13 protein-coding genes are annotated in these 14,830 nt (G+C 53.0%); 2 read left to right on the top strand and 11 right to left on the bottom strand.

Going from position 1 to position 14,830, the window contains the following annotated elements; all coding sequences use genetic code 11:
• Positions 1-22: 22 nt before the first annotated feature.
• Positions 23-961 carry a M15 family metallopeptidase gene (locus tag AC0YNV_RS27730; protein ID WP_475770940.1) on the bottom strand — a complete coding sequence of 313 codons (939 nt, stop codon included), beginning with the start codon at positions 959-961 and terminating at the stop codon, positions 23-25.
• A 125-nt stretch (positions 962-1,086) separates the two neighbouring features.
• Between AC0YNV_RS27730 and AC0YNV_RS27725 the strand changes: the two genes are divergently transcribed.
• Positions 1,087-2,004 carry a phosphotriesterase family protein gene (locus AC0YNV_RS27725; protein ID WP_475770939.1) on the top strand — a complete coding sequence of 306 codons (918 nt, stop codon included), beginning with the start codon at positions 1,087-1,089 and terminating at the stop codon, positions 2,002-2,004.
• Positions 2,005-2,181: 177 nt separating this feature from the next.
• Here AC0YNV_RS27725 and AC0YNV_RS27720 read toward each other — a convergent pair whose 3' ends face one another.
• Both AC0YNV_RS27720 and AC0YNV_RS27715 read right to left on the bottom strand, forming a co-directional pair.
• Positions 2,182-3,639 carry a DHA2 family efflux MFS transporter permease subunit gene (locus AC0YNV_RS27720; protein WP_475770938.1) on the bottom strand — a complete coding sequence of 486 codons (1,458 nt, stop codon included), beginning with the start codon at positions 3,637-3,639 and terminating at the stop codon, positions 2,182-2,184.
• Positions 3,640-3,813: 174 nt separating this feature from the next.
• Positions 3,814-4,386: a hydrolase gene (locus AC0YNV_RS27715; protein WP_475770937.1), complete on the bottom strand. Its 573-nt coding sequence runs from the start codon at positions 4,384-4,386 to the stop codon at positions 3,814-3,816.
• Positions 4,387-4,496: 110 nt separating this feature from the next.
• Here AC0YNV_RS27715 and AC0YNV_RS27710 point away from each other — a divergent pair, with 110 nt between their 5' ends.
• Positions 4,497-5,384, top strand: a complete 888-nt coding sequence (locus tag AC0YNV_RS27710; protein ID WP_475770936.1) for a TetR/AcrR family transcriptional regulator — start codon at positions 4,497-4,499, stop codon at positions 5,382-5,384.
• A gap of 826 nt (positions 5,385-6,210) precedes the next feature.
• Here AC0YNV_RS27710 and AC0YNV_RS27705 read toward each other — a convergent pair.
• The 8 genes from AC0YNV_RS27705 to AC0YNV_RS27670 form a co-directional block, all read right to left on the bottom strand.
• The gene (locus tag AC0YNV_RS27705) at positions 6,211-7,464 is read right to left on the bottom strand and encodes an MFS transporter (RefSeq protein ID WP_475770935.1); all 1,254 of its coding nucleotides are present in this window, start codon (positions 7,462-7,464) and stop codon (positions 6,211-6,213) included.
• A 128-nt stretch (positions 7,465-7,592) separates the two neighbouring features.
• Positions 7,593-7,844 carry a hypothetical protein gene (locus tag AC0YNV_RS27700; RefSeq protein ID WP_475770934.1) on the bottom strand — a complete coding sequence of 84 codons (252 nt, stop codon included), beginning with the start codon at positions 7,842-7,844 and terminating at the stop codon, positions 7,593-7,595.
• Between the two features lie 45 nt (positions 7,845-7,889).
• Positions 7,890-8,753, bottom strand: coding sequence for a phytanoyl-CoA dioxygenase family protein (locus tag AC0YNV_RS27695; protein ID WP_475770933.1), 864 nt, complete (start codon positions 8,751-8,753; stop codon positions 7,890-7,892).
• Between the two features lie 36 nt (positions 8,754-8,789).
• Positions 8,790-9,593, bottom strand: a complete 804-nt coding sequence (locus tag AC0YNV_RS27690; protein WP_475770932.1) for a phytanoyl-CoA dioxygenase family protein — start codon at positions 9,591-9,593, stop codon at positions 8,790-8,792.
• Between the two features lie 173 nt (positions 9,594-9,766).
• A complete protein-coding gene (locus AC0YNV_RS27685) occupies positions 9,767-10,651 on the bottom strand; it encodes a carbohydrate ABC transporter permease (RefSeq protein ID WP_210045297.1) in 885 nt (294 codons plus the stop codon).
• Between the two features lie 63 nt (positions 10,652-10,714).
• Positions 10,715-11,605 carry an ABC transporter permease gene (locus AC0YNV_RS27680; RefSeq protein ID WP_475770931.1) on the bottom strand — a complete coding sequence of 297 codons (891 nt, stop codon included), beginning with the start codon at positions 11,603-11,605 and terminating at the stop codon, positions 10,715-10,717.
• An 82-nt stretch (positions 11,606-11,687) separates the two neighbouring features.
• The gene (locus tag AC0YNV_RS27675) at positions 11,688-13,442 is read right to left on the bottom strand and encodes an extracellular solute-binding protein (protein ID WP_475770930.1); all 1,755 of its coding nucleotides are present in this window, start codon (positions 13,440-13,442) and stop codon (positions 11,688-11,690) included.
• A gap of 198 nt (positions 13,443-13,640) precedes the next feature.
• Positions 13,641-14,798: an NAD(P)-binding domain-containing protein gene (locus AC0YNV_RS27670; RefSeq protein WP_475771097.1), complete on the bottom strand. Its 1,158-nt coding sequence runs from the start codon at positions 14,796-14,798 to the stop codon at positions 13,641-13,643.
• Positions 14,799-14,830: the final 32 nt, after the last annotated feature.

Genomic DNA, 14,830 nt, shown 5'->3' with positions numbered 1-14,830 from the left:
TTTCGGTTAAGGTATGATGGCATTATTCCACATCAAAATCAAAATACTTCTTCGGATAGGGCTCTTTCTTCAGCGTGTAATGCCACCACTCCTTGCTGTAGGGCTCGAAGCCCCCCTTGATCATCGCATTCTTCAGCACATTGCGGTTGTGGGTCTGTGCAGCCGTGATCTTCTTCGTCCCATGCGTGGAGACAGGTCCCAGGAAATCAAACCCGCTTCCCATGTCGATTTCCTTTCCCCTCTTCGCGTTGACGATTGTCAAATCAACGGTGCTGCCCCGGGAATGGCCCGATTTTTTTGCCAGATAGCCATTGAACAGATCCTTTTTCTCCACATCCGGGTAGAAAATCTTCTTCATCTTGACGTCCTTGGTGTCTTTGGACCAGCTCGCAAAATAATTCACGGCCTTCTGCGGCCTGTAGGCATCGAAGATTTTGAGCAAATAGCCCTGGGCAGCCAAATCCTTGCCGACCGCCTTCAGCGCATTGGCCGCCTCGGCCGACATGATCGCAAACGGTGCATTATAGCCGTCGATTCGTTTCCCGATAAAATTATAATCTCCATAATAGCGGATATCGAATTGTGCGGAGGGGATCGCCTCATCCAGATAGACAAAACCTTTGGGCAAATTCCGTTTCTTCGCAATCGCCGGTGGCTGCTGCTTGTCCGCATCCTTCTTGTCCGCCGCTTGCTTCTCTTGGGCAACAGGTTGGATGGCTGCTTCGCTTGCGGGACTCTTCTCCGGTTCTGCCTCGTGAACCGGAAGGGCAGATTTTGCAGGATTCTTCTGATCGGGCGGCGGCACTTCCGCCTTCTGCTCTATCTGCATCCCGGGATCCGGCTTCGCCGCCTGCTGCCTGCTCCCGGGCGTATTGACAGCACATGCGGATAACAGCAGCATCATGAGACATAAAATCATGATCCCTCTCATCCGCATTCTTTTCCCAGGAAATCTGTTCAATTCCTAATCCTCCTTCGCATAACTTCCGCTCAAATCATTATCAAGCATGCTACAATTATACTATATTCCGGTTAATATAATCGGGTATAATCATAGGTATCAAATGATGCGGAGGAGTGTTGTCGATGCTTCAAACGGTAACCGGTTCCATCGATGAACAAGCTGCAGGTCGCATTCTCGTGCATGAGCATGTGATGGTCGGATTTGTCGGGGACGGGAAGCTCAAGCCATCCGATTATGATAATGAGGAGGTCATTGCAAGCATCCTCCCCCTCCTCCTGAAGCTCAAAGAAAGCGGCTGCTCCACTTTTGTGGACTGCGCGCCTCAATATCTGGGGCGGGATCCTTACATACTGAAGGCACTCGCAGAACAATCGGGAATGCACATCATAACGAACACCGGTTTATACAAAAGCCCCTATTTGCCGGCTTACGCTTATGAAGCGGACGAAGAGGAATTGGCCGCTCTCTGGATACGGGAGGCCAAGGACGGCATCGGAGACAGCGGCGTATATCCCGGCTTTATCAAGATTGCGCTCAATGACGGAACAGCCATCAATGACACGCAGGAGAAGATCCTGCGCGCAGCCATTCGCACTTCGCAGGAGACCGGCCTGCCCATTCAATGCCATACCATTGGCGGAGACACCGCCCTCCATGCGGACGAAATCATGAAGCAGGCCGATTTTGAGCGGGAACGGTTCATCTGGGTGCATGCCCAAACCTGCACCGATCTGACCATCCATCGGAAACTTGCGGAAGCAGGCATGTGGATCTCCATCGACTCGATCCTGCCGGGCACATATGAGAAGCATGCCGGGCTTCTGCAGCAGCTGATCGAACATGGCGCCGGAGATCGTATTTTGTTGTCTCAGGATACGGGCTGGTACACGGTGGGAGAGGAGGGCGGCGGGACGTTAAATCCTTATCACCGCTTGTTCACGGAATTTATCCCCTTTGCGGCAGCAAACGGCCTGGATGCGAAGTGGCTGGAGCAATGCGTCACCCGCCATCCGTTTCAGGCCATGAGCCGGCGGGACTGACAATGCAGCGGCGGATTGCTTCCCATCGCATACGTATAAAATGATGAGGATGAAAATTTAATAGGGCTGTCCCAATAATGTTCGTATGGATGAGTCAGTCCCAAAAATTTCATAAAAAAGAACCTCCGACTCCACTGCTTAGTGGGGGCGGAGGTTCTTTTCGGGAGTCTAATTTCTTCAATTCGCTTTAATCGGCTGCGCTCTGCCTTCCCTTAACAGCGAAGCGGCCAGCGCAAGTATTGTAGCGGCCGCCAAAGCTATGAGCGCCCATTGATAGCCGCGGATAATGAGCTGCAGATCCGTCCGGTTCAGAACGGCATCGGAGCCGGCATACAGCACATCCTTCAGTCTTGGCGGCAATGCCAGACCAACAATCATCAAGGATACGGCAGTGCTCAGCACCTGCCCCATATTATTGAGCATCGAGCGGAGCCCGTTGGCGACGCCTCGCCTGTTGTCGGGAACAGAGGACATGATCACCGTCGTATTGGGCGTCATGAACAAACCGGTCCCCATTCCAATAAGCAGCATACCGCATGCCAGCACCGGGTAAGACTGCTCAGCCTCCAGAACGCCAAACAGCAGTATCAACCCGATCAGCGATAAAATGATGCCCGACGAAGCCAGCACACGGACGCTGACTCTGCGGGTCAGCATTCCGGCAACCGGGGAAATGAGAAACATCCCCACCGTTACCGGCAGCACTCTCAAGCCCGCTTCGAAAGCATTGAGTCTATAGGCGAATTGAAAGAACAGCGCAAATAACAGTACAACAGCCGAACGGGAAAAGGAATTGAGGAATGTCGCCACATTCGCCATTGCGAAACCGCGATTCTTAAACAATCCCAGATCAAGGACAGGCCAGGCAGTGCGCCTCTCATGCCAGACGAACAAGGGCGTGAATATAACAAACAGAATGATGCCCACGAGCACGATTCCGCTTCCCCAGCCTAATTCGGAGCTTTCCGACAAAGCGATGACCAAACCGCCCAGCGCCACAAAAACCAGGGCTCCGCCCCACAAATCAATCTTTTCCTGCGACCGCGCCACCGGGGTGCGGCGTAAAACAAAAGCTCCCCAAACCAGCGCCACCAGCCCGATCGGCACATTGAACCAGAATACCCACTGCCACCCCCACGTTGCGGCAACCACTCCACCCAGCACCGGTCCTAACAACTGCGCCGAAGAGGCTATCAAAATATTGATACTTAGACCCGTTCCAAGCTTGGCTTTGGGAAATACATCCGTAATCAGCGCTGTCGTGTTGGTAATCACGATGGCTCCGCCTACAGCTTGAATCACTCTGAACATAATTAATATGCCTGCGTTGGGAGAGAACCCTATCGCAAAGCTGGATATGGTAAATATGGTCATACCGATCAGATACAGCTTCGTTCGCCCGAAAATATCCGATATTTGCCCGAAGATCAAGATCAAAATCGTATTGACCAGCATATAGGACAGCAGAATCCAGCTGGAGGTGAAGGCGTCCGCATGAAAATGCCTGCTTACTTCCGGTAACGCGACGTTAAGCGTGCCGATGTTGATAATGACAAGAAATACGCCAAGACTGGTTACCGTCAGCACCAGCCAGGGATAATAGTCATCGGAGCGAAAGCGCTCAAATATTTTCATAAACCATTGTCTCCTTCGTGAAAAAGGCCAAGAAGAACCGGCTGTCGCCGTCCTTTTGGCGGCGCAGCCAAGTTTCTTCCCACAGAAATATAAGCAAAGTATGGAGGTGTTTTATACTTGCTTATATTTCAAAAAAGCCCGGAAGGTTCAGGCGCCTTCGGGGCATTTGTGTTTTCATCTATTGGCGGATTGCAAAATTTCTTCCGTTGTCCGAATCCGTCCGATGCGCGGAAAGATCGCACTCATGACATAATCATGCTCGTTCCGGGTAAGACCGGATATCGCATCGCTGGCAAAAATAAGCTGGTAGCCATGCTGAAACGCTTCCCGGGCAGTCGTATCCACCCCGATGCCGGAGGCAATGCCGCATAATACGATTGTATCCAGCTTGCGGCGGCGCAGCTGCAAATCAAGATCCGTGCCATAAAATGCGCCCCACTGTTTCTTCGAAATCACATGGTCAGTATCGGTTACACCAATCTCGGGGATCATTTCATCCCAATCCTCCGCACGGACTCTTTGAGGCGGTGCCGCATCCACCTTCGGGCTCAGCATGTCTTTCCCATCCTGGCTGGATACCCGCACCAGACCGACGAACGATCCTTTTTCCCGAAAAACGTCGACCAGCGCTTTGGCCTTTTCAGTTACCTGCTCCCCGGAGTACGGGGCATAATTGCCGCTTACAACACCCTTCTGCAGATCGATGACGATCAGCGCGGTTGATTCCCAATTGAATAATGGTTCCATTCCCGCTCACTCCTTACGATAATAATTATGTTTCATAGACCGTGTTGACTCGATGTTCATTATTTTGTACTATTGGTCATACAGTTGTCAAGTGAGGGGACATGGTAATTATGATTGTAACCAAGCATGAAATTATCAGCTCGGCTTCAAGGCTTTTCTCGGAGCGCGGGTTTCCTTCGACCTCCATACAGGACATTGCGGATGATTGCCAAATTGCCAAAGGCTCCGTCTATAAGTATTTCCCTTCCAAGGAGGATCTATTTAATGATGTCTTCGATCAATGCCAGCAGGTTTTTTTTGAACAGGTAGAGGAGCTCAAGCTTGTTTACGGACATTCTCCGAAAGAACTGATGCTGCGCCAGACCATTTTTCAACTCCAATATTTTATGAAGCACAAGTTTGTGCTCGTTGACTTTAAAGAGCTGCCCATCCAGCAAAACGCCAAATTCGTCCCGCTGCGTCTTCGTGTACGAGTGAGATTGCTGAACTGGCATAAAGAACGCATGTTAAATACGTACGGACAGCTCATTGAATCTCATATTTGGGATCTGGTCACCTTGTACAAGGCCATTCTGAAGGAATATTTGAACTGGATTATTCAGAGCGGGATACCGATTTCCGTCGAGGAAACAGCCTCATTGATCATCGATCGATTGAATGCTTTGGTCGAACATATCGTGCTTGCCCAGCCAAAGCCGGTGCTAAAAGAAACGATGATTGTGAAATATATGAACCGCGGGATGGATGGCCAAATCGAGGATAAGGAGCAATTGATTGCAAAAATTTGTGAAGATATCAGCCTGCTGATCAACGAGCTGCCATCCGGAAACGCATACCGGCAGGAGCTTCAGGAGATTCTGGGCTTGTTCAGAGCGGAGATAGGGAAGCAAAATCCCAACGCTCCGCTCATTCAAGCGCTGCTGGCTTATCTGGAGAAGGAATACGAGCTCAAGAGCCTCGTCATCCAATTAAGGAATGTCCTATTATTTGAGAAATAAGAGACATGCTTGTTTAAACAAATCTGCATATTAAAAAAGAAATCCATGCCCGGAATCCGGATAAACGATAAGCTGGGCATTCGGATTCCGTTGAGACAAAATAAAGAAATGGAGGGTTTTTGAACGAAAATCCCTGCTCCTGCTGCACCGATCCGATTCCGCCATGCTCTAACGGCTGCCCCGGGACTCCTGCAAGGAAAAACCGGCTTACACCCCATTCAGCCTCCGTTTCGGTCTTCTAAGCCGGAAAATCCTTGCTCCAGCTCCGATCCGGCTGCCTTCACACTCTATCAGCTGCCCCAACAAGGAAAAATCGGCTTACACTTCCTTCAGCCTCTGTTTCGGTCTTCTAAGCCGGAAAATCCTTGCTCCAGCTCCGATCCAGCTGCCCTAACACTCTATCTGCTGCCCCAACAAGGAAAAACCGGCTTACACCCCATTCAGCCTCCTTTACGGCCTTCTAAGCCGGAAAATCCTTACTCCAGCTCCGATCCGGCTGCCCTCACACTCTATCAACTGCCCCAACAAGGAAAAACCGGCTTACACTTCCTTCAGCCTCTGTTTCGGTCTTCTAAGCCGGAAAATCCTTGCTCCAGCTCCGATCCAGCTGCCCTAACACTCTATCTGCTGCCCCAACAAGGAAAAACCGGCTTACACCCCATTCAGCCTCCTTTACGGCCTTCTAAGCCGGAAAATCCTTGCTCCAGCTCCGATCCAACCCCTAATCACTTCCGGGTTTCCTACTTGCCTCCAACGGTAAATCGACGGTCCTGATATTGGTTAAAGGCTAAAGCTGTTGCTTCCCCCTGTGTTGTGTACAATCCGGCTAGCCCGCTGCCGATGCCGCAGGCTCAGTCGTGCTGCGCGCAGGCTTCTCCACAAAAACAGCAAGCAGCAGCTGTGCCGCCATAATAAACACGACGACGGCCGACAGACGGAAGCCGCTCAGATCGTCAGCGATCAGCACCATCAGCATCACGGCGCAGGCACGCCCGATATTCCAGCATACCTCGCGCAGCACCAGCGCTTCGATCCGCATCTCTCCCCGCAGGGGAAGCCCCCCGATCAGCTTGTAGTTATAGCTGTCCAGAGAAGACTGGATGACCGGATTGCCGATTGCGCCCGCGAGCATAAAACCGACCACCGTAACAGGAGACAAGCCAGTCATCAGCAGGCTGGCCCCCGCCGTCGTCAATACAGCTCCGCCTGCCAGACAGGTGCGGATATGGGCTTCTTTGGCGAACCGGGAGAACAGATAGCTTGCGAGAATCGAGAAGAATGACAGCACCGCGTTCAGCAGTCCGATCCGATCCTCCTCCCCGAACGTCTGATAAAGCAGCAGAACAGGCAGCAGCAGCTGCACGCCCTGGCGGGCGCCAAACAGCAGATTGCCGAATATAGCCTTGCGCCATGCTTTATTCCGTCGGAATACAATGGTCATATGCCGGATGTAATACCGTTTCTCCCTCTTGCTGGGCACCTTATGGCGGATCCGGTGGCTGATTAATGCCGTAGCCAGATAGAACAGAAAGGCCAGCGCAAAAATGACCAGATAACCATGCAAGCCGGGCATGACAAGGAAGATTCCTGCAGAGACGAGCGGTGCAGTCAGATTGGCGGCAGTGGAAACGACAGAATTAAGGCCGATGAACCGCAGCCTGTTCCCGTCGTTCGACACTTCATACGTCAGCGTCCAGAAGCCGATCCAGTACAGGCCGCTGGCGATTCCGAAAAAAACCGCAAACAGCTCGTAATAGGTGACAACCTGGGTGCCGGCAGCAACAACGAACAGGTAGAATACGGTATACAAACCGATTCCGATTCGGAACACGGGCATTTTCCCGAACCGCTTGGCAAAGCCGCCGCTGATCAGGAAGCTGATCGCCGTCGAGATGAAGACGATAAAATTATAAAAGCCGTTCACCCAAAGATCTTCCGTCAGCCGCCACAGATATAGATTCAGGAACGTGCCTGACATGACATAGGCAAAGGTGAACAAGCCCTGCAGCAGCAGCGTCAGCCGTGCGTCTGCGGATAGTTTGCCGGTTGGCGGGGTTGGTCTGTTTCTGTCGGTATCCATCACGGCGCAAGTCCTTTCTATTCCTGGAATCCCACATACAATAAACCGATTTGCATAGAGTGAAGCGTATAGATGCTTAAAGTCAAAAAGCAGACGGCCCATCCGAACCGGCCGCCTGCTTTCTTGATTTATGATCCCATCCGGCGCGCCTTCAGCATACCGTCTGCTACAAGGACGGCGAATGGTTCCGCCTCCGGATGAAGCCATTGAAAAGACGTTCCAGCACCGCTGCGCCGCGCAAGCAGCGCCCTTGGACAAGTGCGGGGCAGAAGCCGGTAACGGCTCCGTTCCCAGATCAGGTAGTAAGGATAACCCTCAAGCTCGATATTAGCCGGCAGCGCCACGAACTCTTCGGGCGGGCCGAGAACGATATCGCTCATGGTACGTCGCTCTCCTCGCATCGTTCTCCCTGGTATCGGCAGCTATTACCCCTTGATGTGGTACAAGCCGTATACATTGTCCATCGGCGTGTATTCTTCCGCAATGTCTTCCATGCGGAATAGCTGCTGAACGCGGGGAGTCATGGAATCATAGACATCCTTAGGAATCGGCATTCTTCCGCTGGTGGAATCCCAGGCGCGCTGATAGATGAAGGTGAACAGGCCCCGCGGTTGATCCGACCGGTTCGGGCAGCCGCGATGCCATACTTTTTTGTCCCGGATCAGGAAGGAGCCCTTGGGCATGATCGCCTGCTCGAAATGCATCACTTCGCCGAGCTTCTGGATGAGCTTCGGATTCTTGAATATATGATCGGGATTCAGATGAGTGCCTCCCGGATAAAATTCCGTTGCTCCGTTCAGCTCCGTGAAATTGCACATCGGAATATGAAGCACCAGACTGTGCGTCGGCGTGGTGAAATTATACGTCTCCGGGAAAAGCGGCCCCGTATCGGAATGCACCGGCTGCTTCTTCGTGCCGCCAGGCATCGAATTGTTCGACGCCAGATAGCGAAGCGTCAGATCCTCGCCCAGAATCTGCTCGGCAATGTCCAGGAAGAAGGGATTGGCAACCACGTCCTCCTCAATAAAAGGAGCCATAAACGGCAGGTCCATGCGCATGTTTTTCGTTTGTCCCTGCGCGTTGAACTCGCTGTCGCCGTAGCTGTAATTCTTCTCGAATTCGGCCAGAATCTGGCTGAATTTCTCGTTGATCGCATCCGTCCGTTCGGGCCCCAGCACATCCTCGACAATGATGGCGCCATTCGCCCGCAGCAGCGCTGTCGCGAATTCCAGCTTGTCGGGATCAAACCGACCATTCTTGCGTTCTTCTTCTGACAATTGGATTTTCATCTTGAATCTCCTTCCGGTTGCGGGATGGGGCTGCCCTTAGGAGCCCATTTCGGCTTTCTTGCGGACTGGCAGCGCTTCAAAGCGGAACAAGCGTTTCAATCGTGCCGATGCCCCGCTGTAGAGGGCTTCGGATATCACAAGCCGTGGACTGGTAATATCCCACCACCGCTGATAAGTCAAAGTCAGGCTGACCTGTTCTTCCGCACTTTCGTTCACGCTCTCCCTGTGCCACAGCTTGCTGTCACAGATCAGAACCGCGCCCGCAGGCACATTGACCTTCACGGACGGGGATCCCTCCGCCAGCTTCCGGATAACAGCCTCCGAGTAATGACGCGCAATATGCTCCGGCTGCGCATGACTTCCCGGCCAAAGCTCAGGAGCGCCGCTGCCTTCGTTTAGATCCCTGAGCGGAATCGTGACATGGAGCTTATGCGCCGGCAGGCGGACATGCTCCGTCTCGGGAAACAGCGGCTTTGACTCGATAGCAAGCTCTGAAGATACAGCCGCCCCGGGCTTGCGGATATCCGCTCCGATAACGCGCAGCACGCAGTCTGCGCCGATTATCTGGTCAATTACACCAAGCATCAATGGATTCTCCGCAATATCCGGATCAATGAACGGCGCCGCCGCCGGCAGAGAAAGCGGATTGCCGTCATTATTGTCGCCGGTTTGTTTCCTTGCCTGCCCGACAGCTTCCTGCAGCGTCTGAAGGCGGTCGGGTTGAAACATATTGTCCAACACGACATAGCCCCGGATGTGGAGAAGAGCGGCGGCAAGCTCGAGCTTGTCTTCGCCGATGGATTGTGCTTGTCTTTCTTCGTCCGATAGCCGGATGGTCATTCGAATTTCCCCTTTCGACTGGAAGGATTTCGATTGCAGCTTGCTTACAGCTATATTGTATAGCGTAAGTAGAGATAGTTAAGAGCAATTCTGTCGCAATAGAAGGCGACAATCATCCTGCCATGCCTCTGGTCTGCATCCTGCATGACGGATGATTTTCCACATTGTTCCGGTTATTCCTTAACGGAACCGATCATGATGCCATGGATGAAATAACGCTGGATGAACGGATAAACCGCAATAATCGGCAGCATGGAGATAATGATTTTCGCCGCATTCAGCGTCTTGTCGGAAACAGTCGCAATACGGACGGCTTCCTCGGCGGACATGTTCTCCAGGTTCACCTGCACGACAAGCTGCTGAATATAAGTCTGGAGCGGGTAATTCTCTGTCTTGCTCATGAAGATCAGACCGTCCAGGAAGCTGTTCCAATGCATCACGAGACTAAACAACGTGATCGTGGCCAGCGCCGGCACCGACAGCGGGATATAAATGCTGTACAACGTATACCAGGGACCCGCCCCATCCATCTTCGCCGCCTGATCCAGCTCCCTCGGTATGCTCCGGAAGAAATTCATGAGCAGAATAACGTTGAACACAGGAACGGCAACCGGAAGCACCAGCGACCAGATGGAATTGACAAGGCCCAGACTCTGCACCGTCAGATAAATGGGAATCAGACCGCTCTTGAACAGCATCGTAAAGACCAGAAACCACATGAACACATTGCGGAGCTTGAATTCCGCTTTTGGACGCGACAAGGGATAGGCGATCAGGATTGTCATGATGAAATTTACGGCTCCGCCGAGAAACACCCGCTTTAGGGATACCCAGAAGGCGAGGAAAAAGGCTTTGTCATCGACAACCGTCGAATAGGAGCTCAGATTGAAATCAACCGGCCATAATCCGACCAGGCCGGCGTTCGATGCGGCGCTGCTGCTGAAAGACAGGGCAAGCGCATGCCAGATCGGCGCAATACTCAGCAGGGAGACAACGGCCAGCACCGCAATGATGATACCGTCGCCCAGCCGTCCGCTGAAGGACCGGTCGCGTACCATTCCCTCACGGACCAGAGCGGAACTCAAAGCTTTTTCATTTGACACATCTACACCTCCGCTCCGTCAGAAAATCCGGTAATCGCTGAATTTGTTGGCCAATGTGTACGCGATGACGATCAGGATGAAGCTGAGCGCCGATTTGAGCAGCCCGATCGCCGTTGCCAGCGAATACTGCATCTCAAGAAGTCCTGCCCTGTACACATAGGTATCGATGATATCGCCCGTCTGATAGACGGCCGGATTATACAAATTGAATACTTGGTCGAATCCGGCATTCAGCACATTGCCGATGCCCAGAGTCGCCAGCAGAATGACCGTAGTTGAAACGCCCGGCACTGTAATATTCCAGATCTTCTGCATCCGGGTTGCCCCGTCCACCTCGGCCGCTTCGTAAAGCGCCGGATTAATGCCCGTCAGCGCAGCCAGATAGATGACCAGATTGAAGCCGAGCTCCTTCCAGACGTCGCTGCCGACTACAATGACCGGAAACCAGGTGTTGCTGCCCAGAAACAGGACCGGATCGATGCCAAACCACTGAAGAACGACGTTAATGCTGCCGTTCAAGGATAAAATTTCACTCAGAATGCCTGCCAGGATAACCCAGGACAGAAAATGGGGCATGTAGACGATCGTCTGCACCCAACGCTTGAACAAAATATTTTTCACTTCATTGAGCAAAAGTGCAAACACAAGAGGCACAACAAGATTGAAGACGATTTTCAAACTGGCAAGAATAATGGTGTTGCGGAAAATGATGAGACTGTCATTCATTTCAAACATATAGCGGAAATTTTCCAGTCCGACCCATTCCTGATCCTTGAAGGGCACGCCGGGAAAATAGTTCATAAACGCCACAACAGATCCCAGAAGCGGCGTTGTCTCGAAAATCAGCAGCAGCGCAATGCCGGGGAGCAGCATGAGCAGATAATGCGTTTGCGGCTTCAGAGCGCGCATAATCGATCAACTCCAATCCTGTAAAATCGGCCCCTGGTGCCGGAGGCTGTACCCGCCTCCGGCGCCGCCTTCGCCAATTCCGCTATTCTTTGATTGCTTCTTCTACTTCCTTGATGATCTTGTCGCCGCCCTGGCTCTTCCACTGCTTCACGAAGGTATCGAAGGAATCCAGAGGAGCTCCGCCAATAATGATCTTCAGGAAGGTTTCGTCCTCCAGCTTCGTGAGATTGGCCCAACGCGTCTTCATGGTTTCCGTTGGCGAATAGAGCAGGCTGCTTACTTCCTCATACTCGCTGTCAAGCGGGGCGCCGCCCACCACATAAGCCTGGAAGCTACCCGTTTGGGTCAGCGTCAGCCCATCCTTGACCGCCTGCGGATAATTTTTCACTACGGTCGGGTCATCCATATATTTCTTGGCCAGCTCATAAGCATCCTTGACTTCAGGCTCCAGCGTGGATGGATCAATCTTGCCGTCCACCGCATCGAGGATCGCATGTCTGCGGTTCGAGACAGCTCCGATATCATCCGCGTTGACGCGGAACACATCCAGCGTATCGCTGATTTCGGTCGTAGCGACTTCCTTCGTCCAGCGGTCGAAGAGATCTTTTGGAACATCAGCCGCCTGACGGTTCATGCCGATCCTCATGTTGACGCCCTTCATCACCAGCTCAGGGTGCTCATAGCCTTTGCGGACAACGAGATAATCGAGTGAAACCGGCTGCAAATGCGTCAGCAGCTTGCCGTCTTTATCGGTCGGCGCGGCGTAAGCTTTCCACTGGGCATCCGGATTCTTCTCGAAGGATTGGGTCAGATCGCCCCAGCCCATCCACCACGGACCGAAGAACAACCCGTTTTGTCCGCTCAGGAACAGCTCATTGGGATTTTCACGCAGGAAGAACTCCTTGTCGATCAGACCCTTGGCATACCAGTCGCGGAGTTGGCCCAGCGCTTCTTTCGTCTCCGGCGTAATGGAGCCATAGGTTACATTGCCGTCCTTATCCTTGATCCAGTTGCGCGGGAAGGAGTGGAAGGAGCTGAAGATGGCGTCAAAGCCATGCGCCCGGTTCCCCTTGTCGCTGGAAAGCTCGGATTTGTTGGGCCCTGTGAGGCCGACCGTCTTGTCGCCGCCCATCTTGTTGTCTATAAACGCTTTGGCTGTTGCTTCAATATCGGCAATCGTCTTGGGCTCCGGCAGCTTCAGCTTATCCAGCCAGTCCTTGCGCACCCACAGCACCGTGTACGCGTCACCCTTGATCTGAATGCTGGGAATGGCGTACAGCTTGCCGTCGAAAGTCGCGGATTCCAGCGCCTGGCCCTTGGCAAGATCGACCTGCAGCTCCTTGACCTTCGGTGAAGCATATTGATCGAAGACGTTCGTCAAGTCCTCCAGCAATCCGGCTTTCACCATCATTCGGAGCTGCTCTTCATTGACCTGCATCGCGTCGGGAATTTCACGGCTGGCAATGGCCAGCATAACCTTTTGGTCATACGGGTCGCCATCAACGGCGCTCCACTCGCGATGGATCTTCATGTTGAGCGTGTCTTCATAAAACTTCGTCAGCACATTGTTATCGACGGTTTGCCCTGCAGGCAGACCTGCGTCGCCCGGAGGCAGCACCTGTGCGATATTAAGCGTGACAAGCTCTTTCTCCGGCCCGTACGGATCTGCAGCCTCTCCCGCTGCGGGGGCTGCGCCTTCTCCCTCGCTTACAGCGTTCCCTGTGTTTGCGGGCGCATTTGATGGCGAATTCGCATCATTGCCGCCTGTATTGCTGCTGCAAGCGGTTGCAAAAAGAAGAAAGAATAAAGCCGTTCCGACAAACCACTTCTTTCTCATGGTAAACCTCCCTGTTATCGATTCATGATTTGGTGAAGATAGGAACATTATACGGCGGAAATCGGCAGCCCAAGTAGTACCATCCATCGTCCGTTTGGGAGATAAACATCTTCCGCTTGACTGCCTTCCCGGGGGAAGGAAGGGGGAAGTTCCCCCTTTTTCCGTGCCGGATTACTCCCTGTCCTCATCTCTCCTGGTTTATGGAGCCAGGACGATATCCCATTCATGAATCTCATAGCTGCGCGCCCCGTTCACGATGTACGGATCCTGCTTCACCCACTGCTCCACTTCTTCAAAATTCCCTGCGCGGTAGATGACAAGTCCCCCTGCCCCATCGACAAACCGCCCGTTGGCATGCAGTTTCCCGGCTGCCCGGCAATCATCCAGAAATTGCAGATGATCCGGGCGGTACTGTACGCTTTTATCCGCATCCAGCATAGGCAGAAATACGGCAAAATACTTCCTGCTCCCGGCTTCCCGCTGCTTGTCGCCGCCAGCCACCTGGTAGGAATACAGCGCCGCCATATCAAGACTCCCGAAGCCATCTCCAACCGCCTGGTTGATAATGGCCTGAACCCTCTTGCCGGCATTCAGCTGAACGCCGGACTGCTCGCCCATATCAGCCGCCAGATTCATATCCTTGGCCAGCAGCTTCAGCGCAAAGCCCGGCTGGAACGAAGACTTGGCAATAAATTGGGTATAGTGGCGCTCCATGATCCTGCTTTGGGCGAAGCTGTGATTCAGAATATCAAACAGCAGATCCGGATCAAGACCGGCCTTGCAGCCCAGCGCGTAGGCTTCGCTGACCGCCTGGGAGTGAATGCCCACCATCAGCTGATTGATCAGCTTCACCGTAGAGCCGCTACCCGATGCGCCAACATAGCTGATCCTGCTGCCGACCGCCTCGAACAGGCTGTGCACACGGTTATAAGTCTCTTCTTGTCCTCCGACCATCACGCTCAGCGTTCCGGCGATGGCTCCGGTCTCGCCGCCGCTTACGGGAGCGTCAAGGAATTCCACGCCGGCTGCTTCGGACTGCGCATAGAGCTTGCGGTTCAGTTCCGGCGATACTGTACTGCAATCGATCAGAACGAGTCCTTCCCGGGCATGCTGAATCAGACCGCTATCACCCGAATATACCTCTTCAACATCCGAAGGCAGCGGAAGGCAGGTTATAATGACATCCATCTGAGCTGCCAGCTCGGCAAGCGACAATCCCGTAAGGCCCCCTTGCGAGGCAAACTGCTGCTCCCGGCCGGAGCTTCTGTTCTTCCCGTAAACCTCAAAGCCTGCTTTCAGCAGGTTGATTGCCATTGGCAAGCCCATTGTTCCCAGTCCGACAAATCCAATTTTCATTTTCACTTCATACCCCTCCATGTTTTCCTTGT

The organism is Paenibacillus sp. JT31N11 (assembly GCF_056269285.1).
The sequence above is the reverse complement of the archived record's forward strand: the minus strand, read 5'-3'. Positions and strand labels throughout refer to the sequence as shown.

Coding starts and splice junctions, on each gene's coding strand:
- AC0YNV_RS27725 (WP_475770939.1), top strand. CDS start 1,087: ATGCTTCAAACGGTAACCGGTTCCATCGATGAACAAGCTGCAGGTCGC.
- AC0YNV_RS27720 (WP_475770938.1), bottom strand. CDS start 3,639: ATGAAAATATTTGAGCGCTTTCGCTCCGATGACTATTATCCCTGGCTG.
- AC0YNV_RS27715 (WP_475770937.1), bottom strand. CDS start 4,386: ATGGAACCATTATTCAATTGGGAATCAACCGCGCTGATCGTCATCGAT.
- AC0YNV_RS27710 (WP_475770936.1), top strand. CDS start 4,497: ATGATTGTAACCAAGCATGAAATTATCAGCTCGGCTTCAAGGCTTTTC.
- AC0YNV_RS27705 (WP_475770935.1), bottom strand. CDS start 7,464: ATGGATACCGACAGAAACAGACCAACCCCGCCAACCGGCAAACTATCC.
- AC0YNV_RS27700 (WP_475770934.1), bottom strand. CDS start 7,844: ATGAGCGATATCGTTCTCGGCCCGCCCGAAGAGTTCGTGGCGCTGCCG.
- AC0YNV_RS27695 (WP_475770933.1), bottom strand. CDS start 8,753: ATGAAAATCCAATTGTCAGAAGAAGAACGCAAGAATGGTCGGTTTGAT.
- AC0YNV_RS27690 (WP_475770932.1), bottom strand. CDS start 9,593: ATGACCATCCGGCTATCGGACGAAGAAAGACAAGCACAATCCATCGGC.
- AC0YNV_RS27685 (WP_210045297.1), bottom strand. CDS start 10,651: ATGGTACGCGACCGGTCCTTCAGCGGACGGCTGGGCGACGGTATCATC.
- AC0YNV_RS27680 (WP_475770931.1), bottom strand. CDS start 11,605: ATGCGCGCTCTGAAGCCGCAAACGCATTATCTGCTCATGCTGCTCCCC.
- AC0YNV_RS27675 (WP_475770930.1), bottom strand. CDS start 13,442: ATGAGAAAGAAGTGGTTTGTCGGAACGGCTTTATTCTTTCTTCTTTTT.
- AC0YNV_RS27670 (WP_475771097.1), bottom strand. CDS start 14,798: ATGAAAATTGGATTTGTCGGACTGGGAACAATGGGCTTGCCAATGGCA.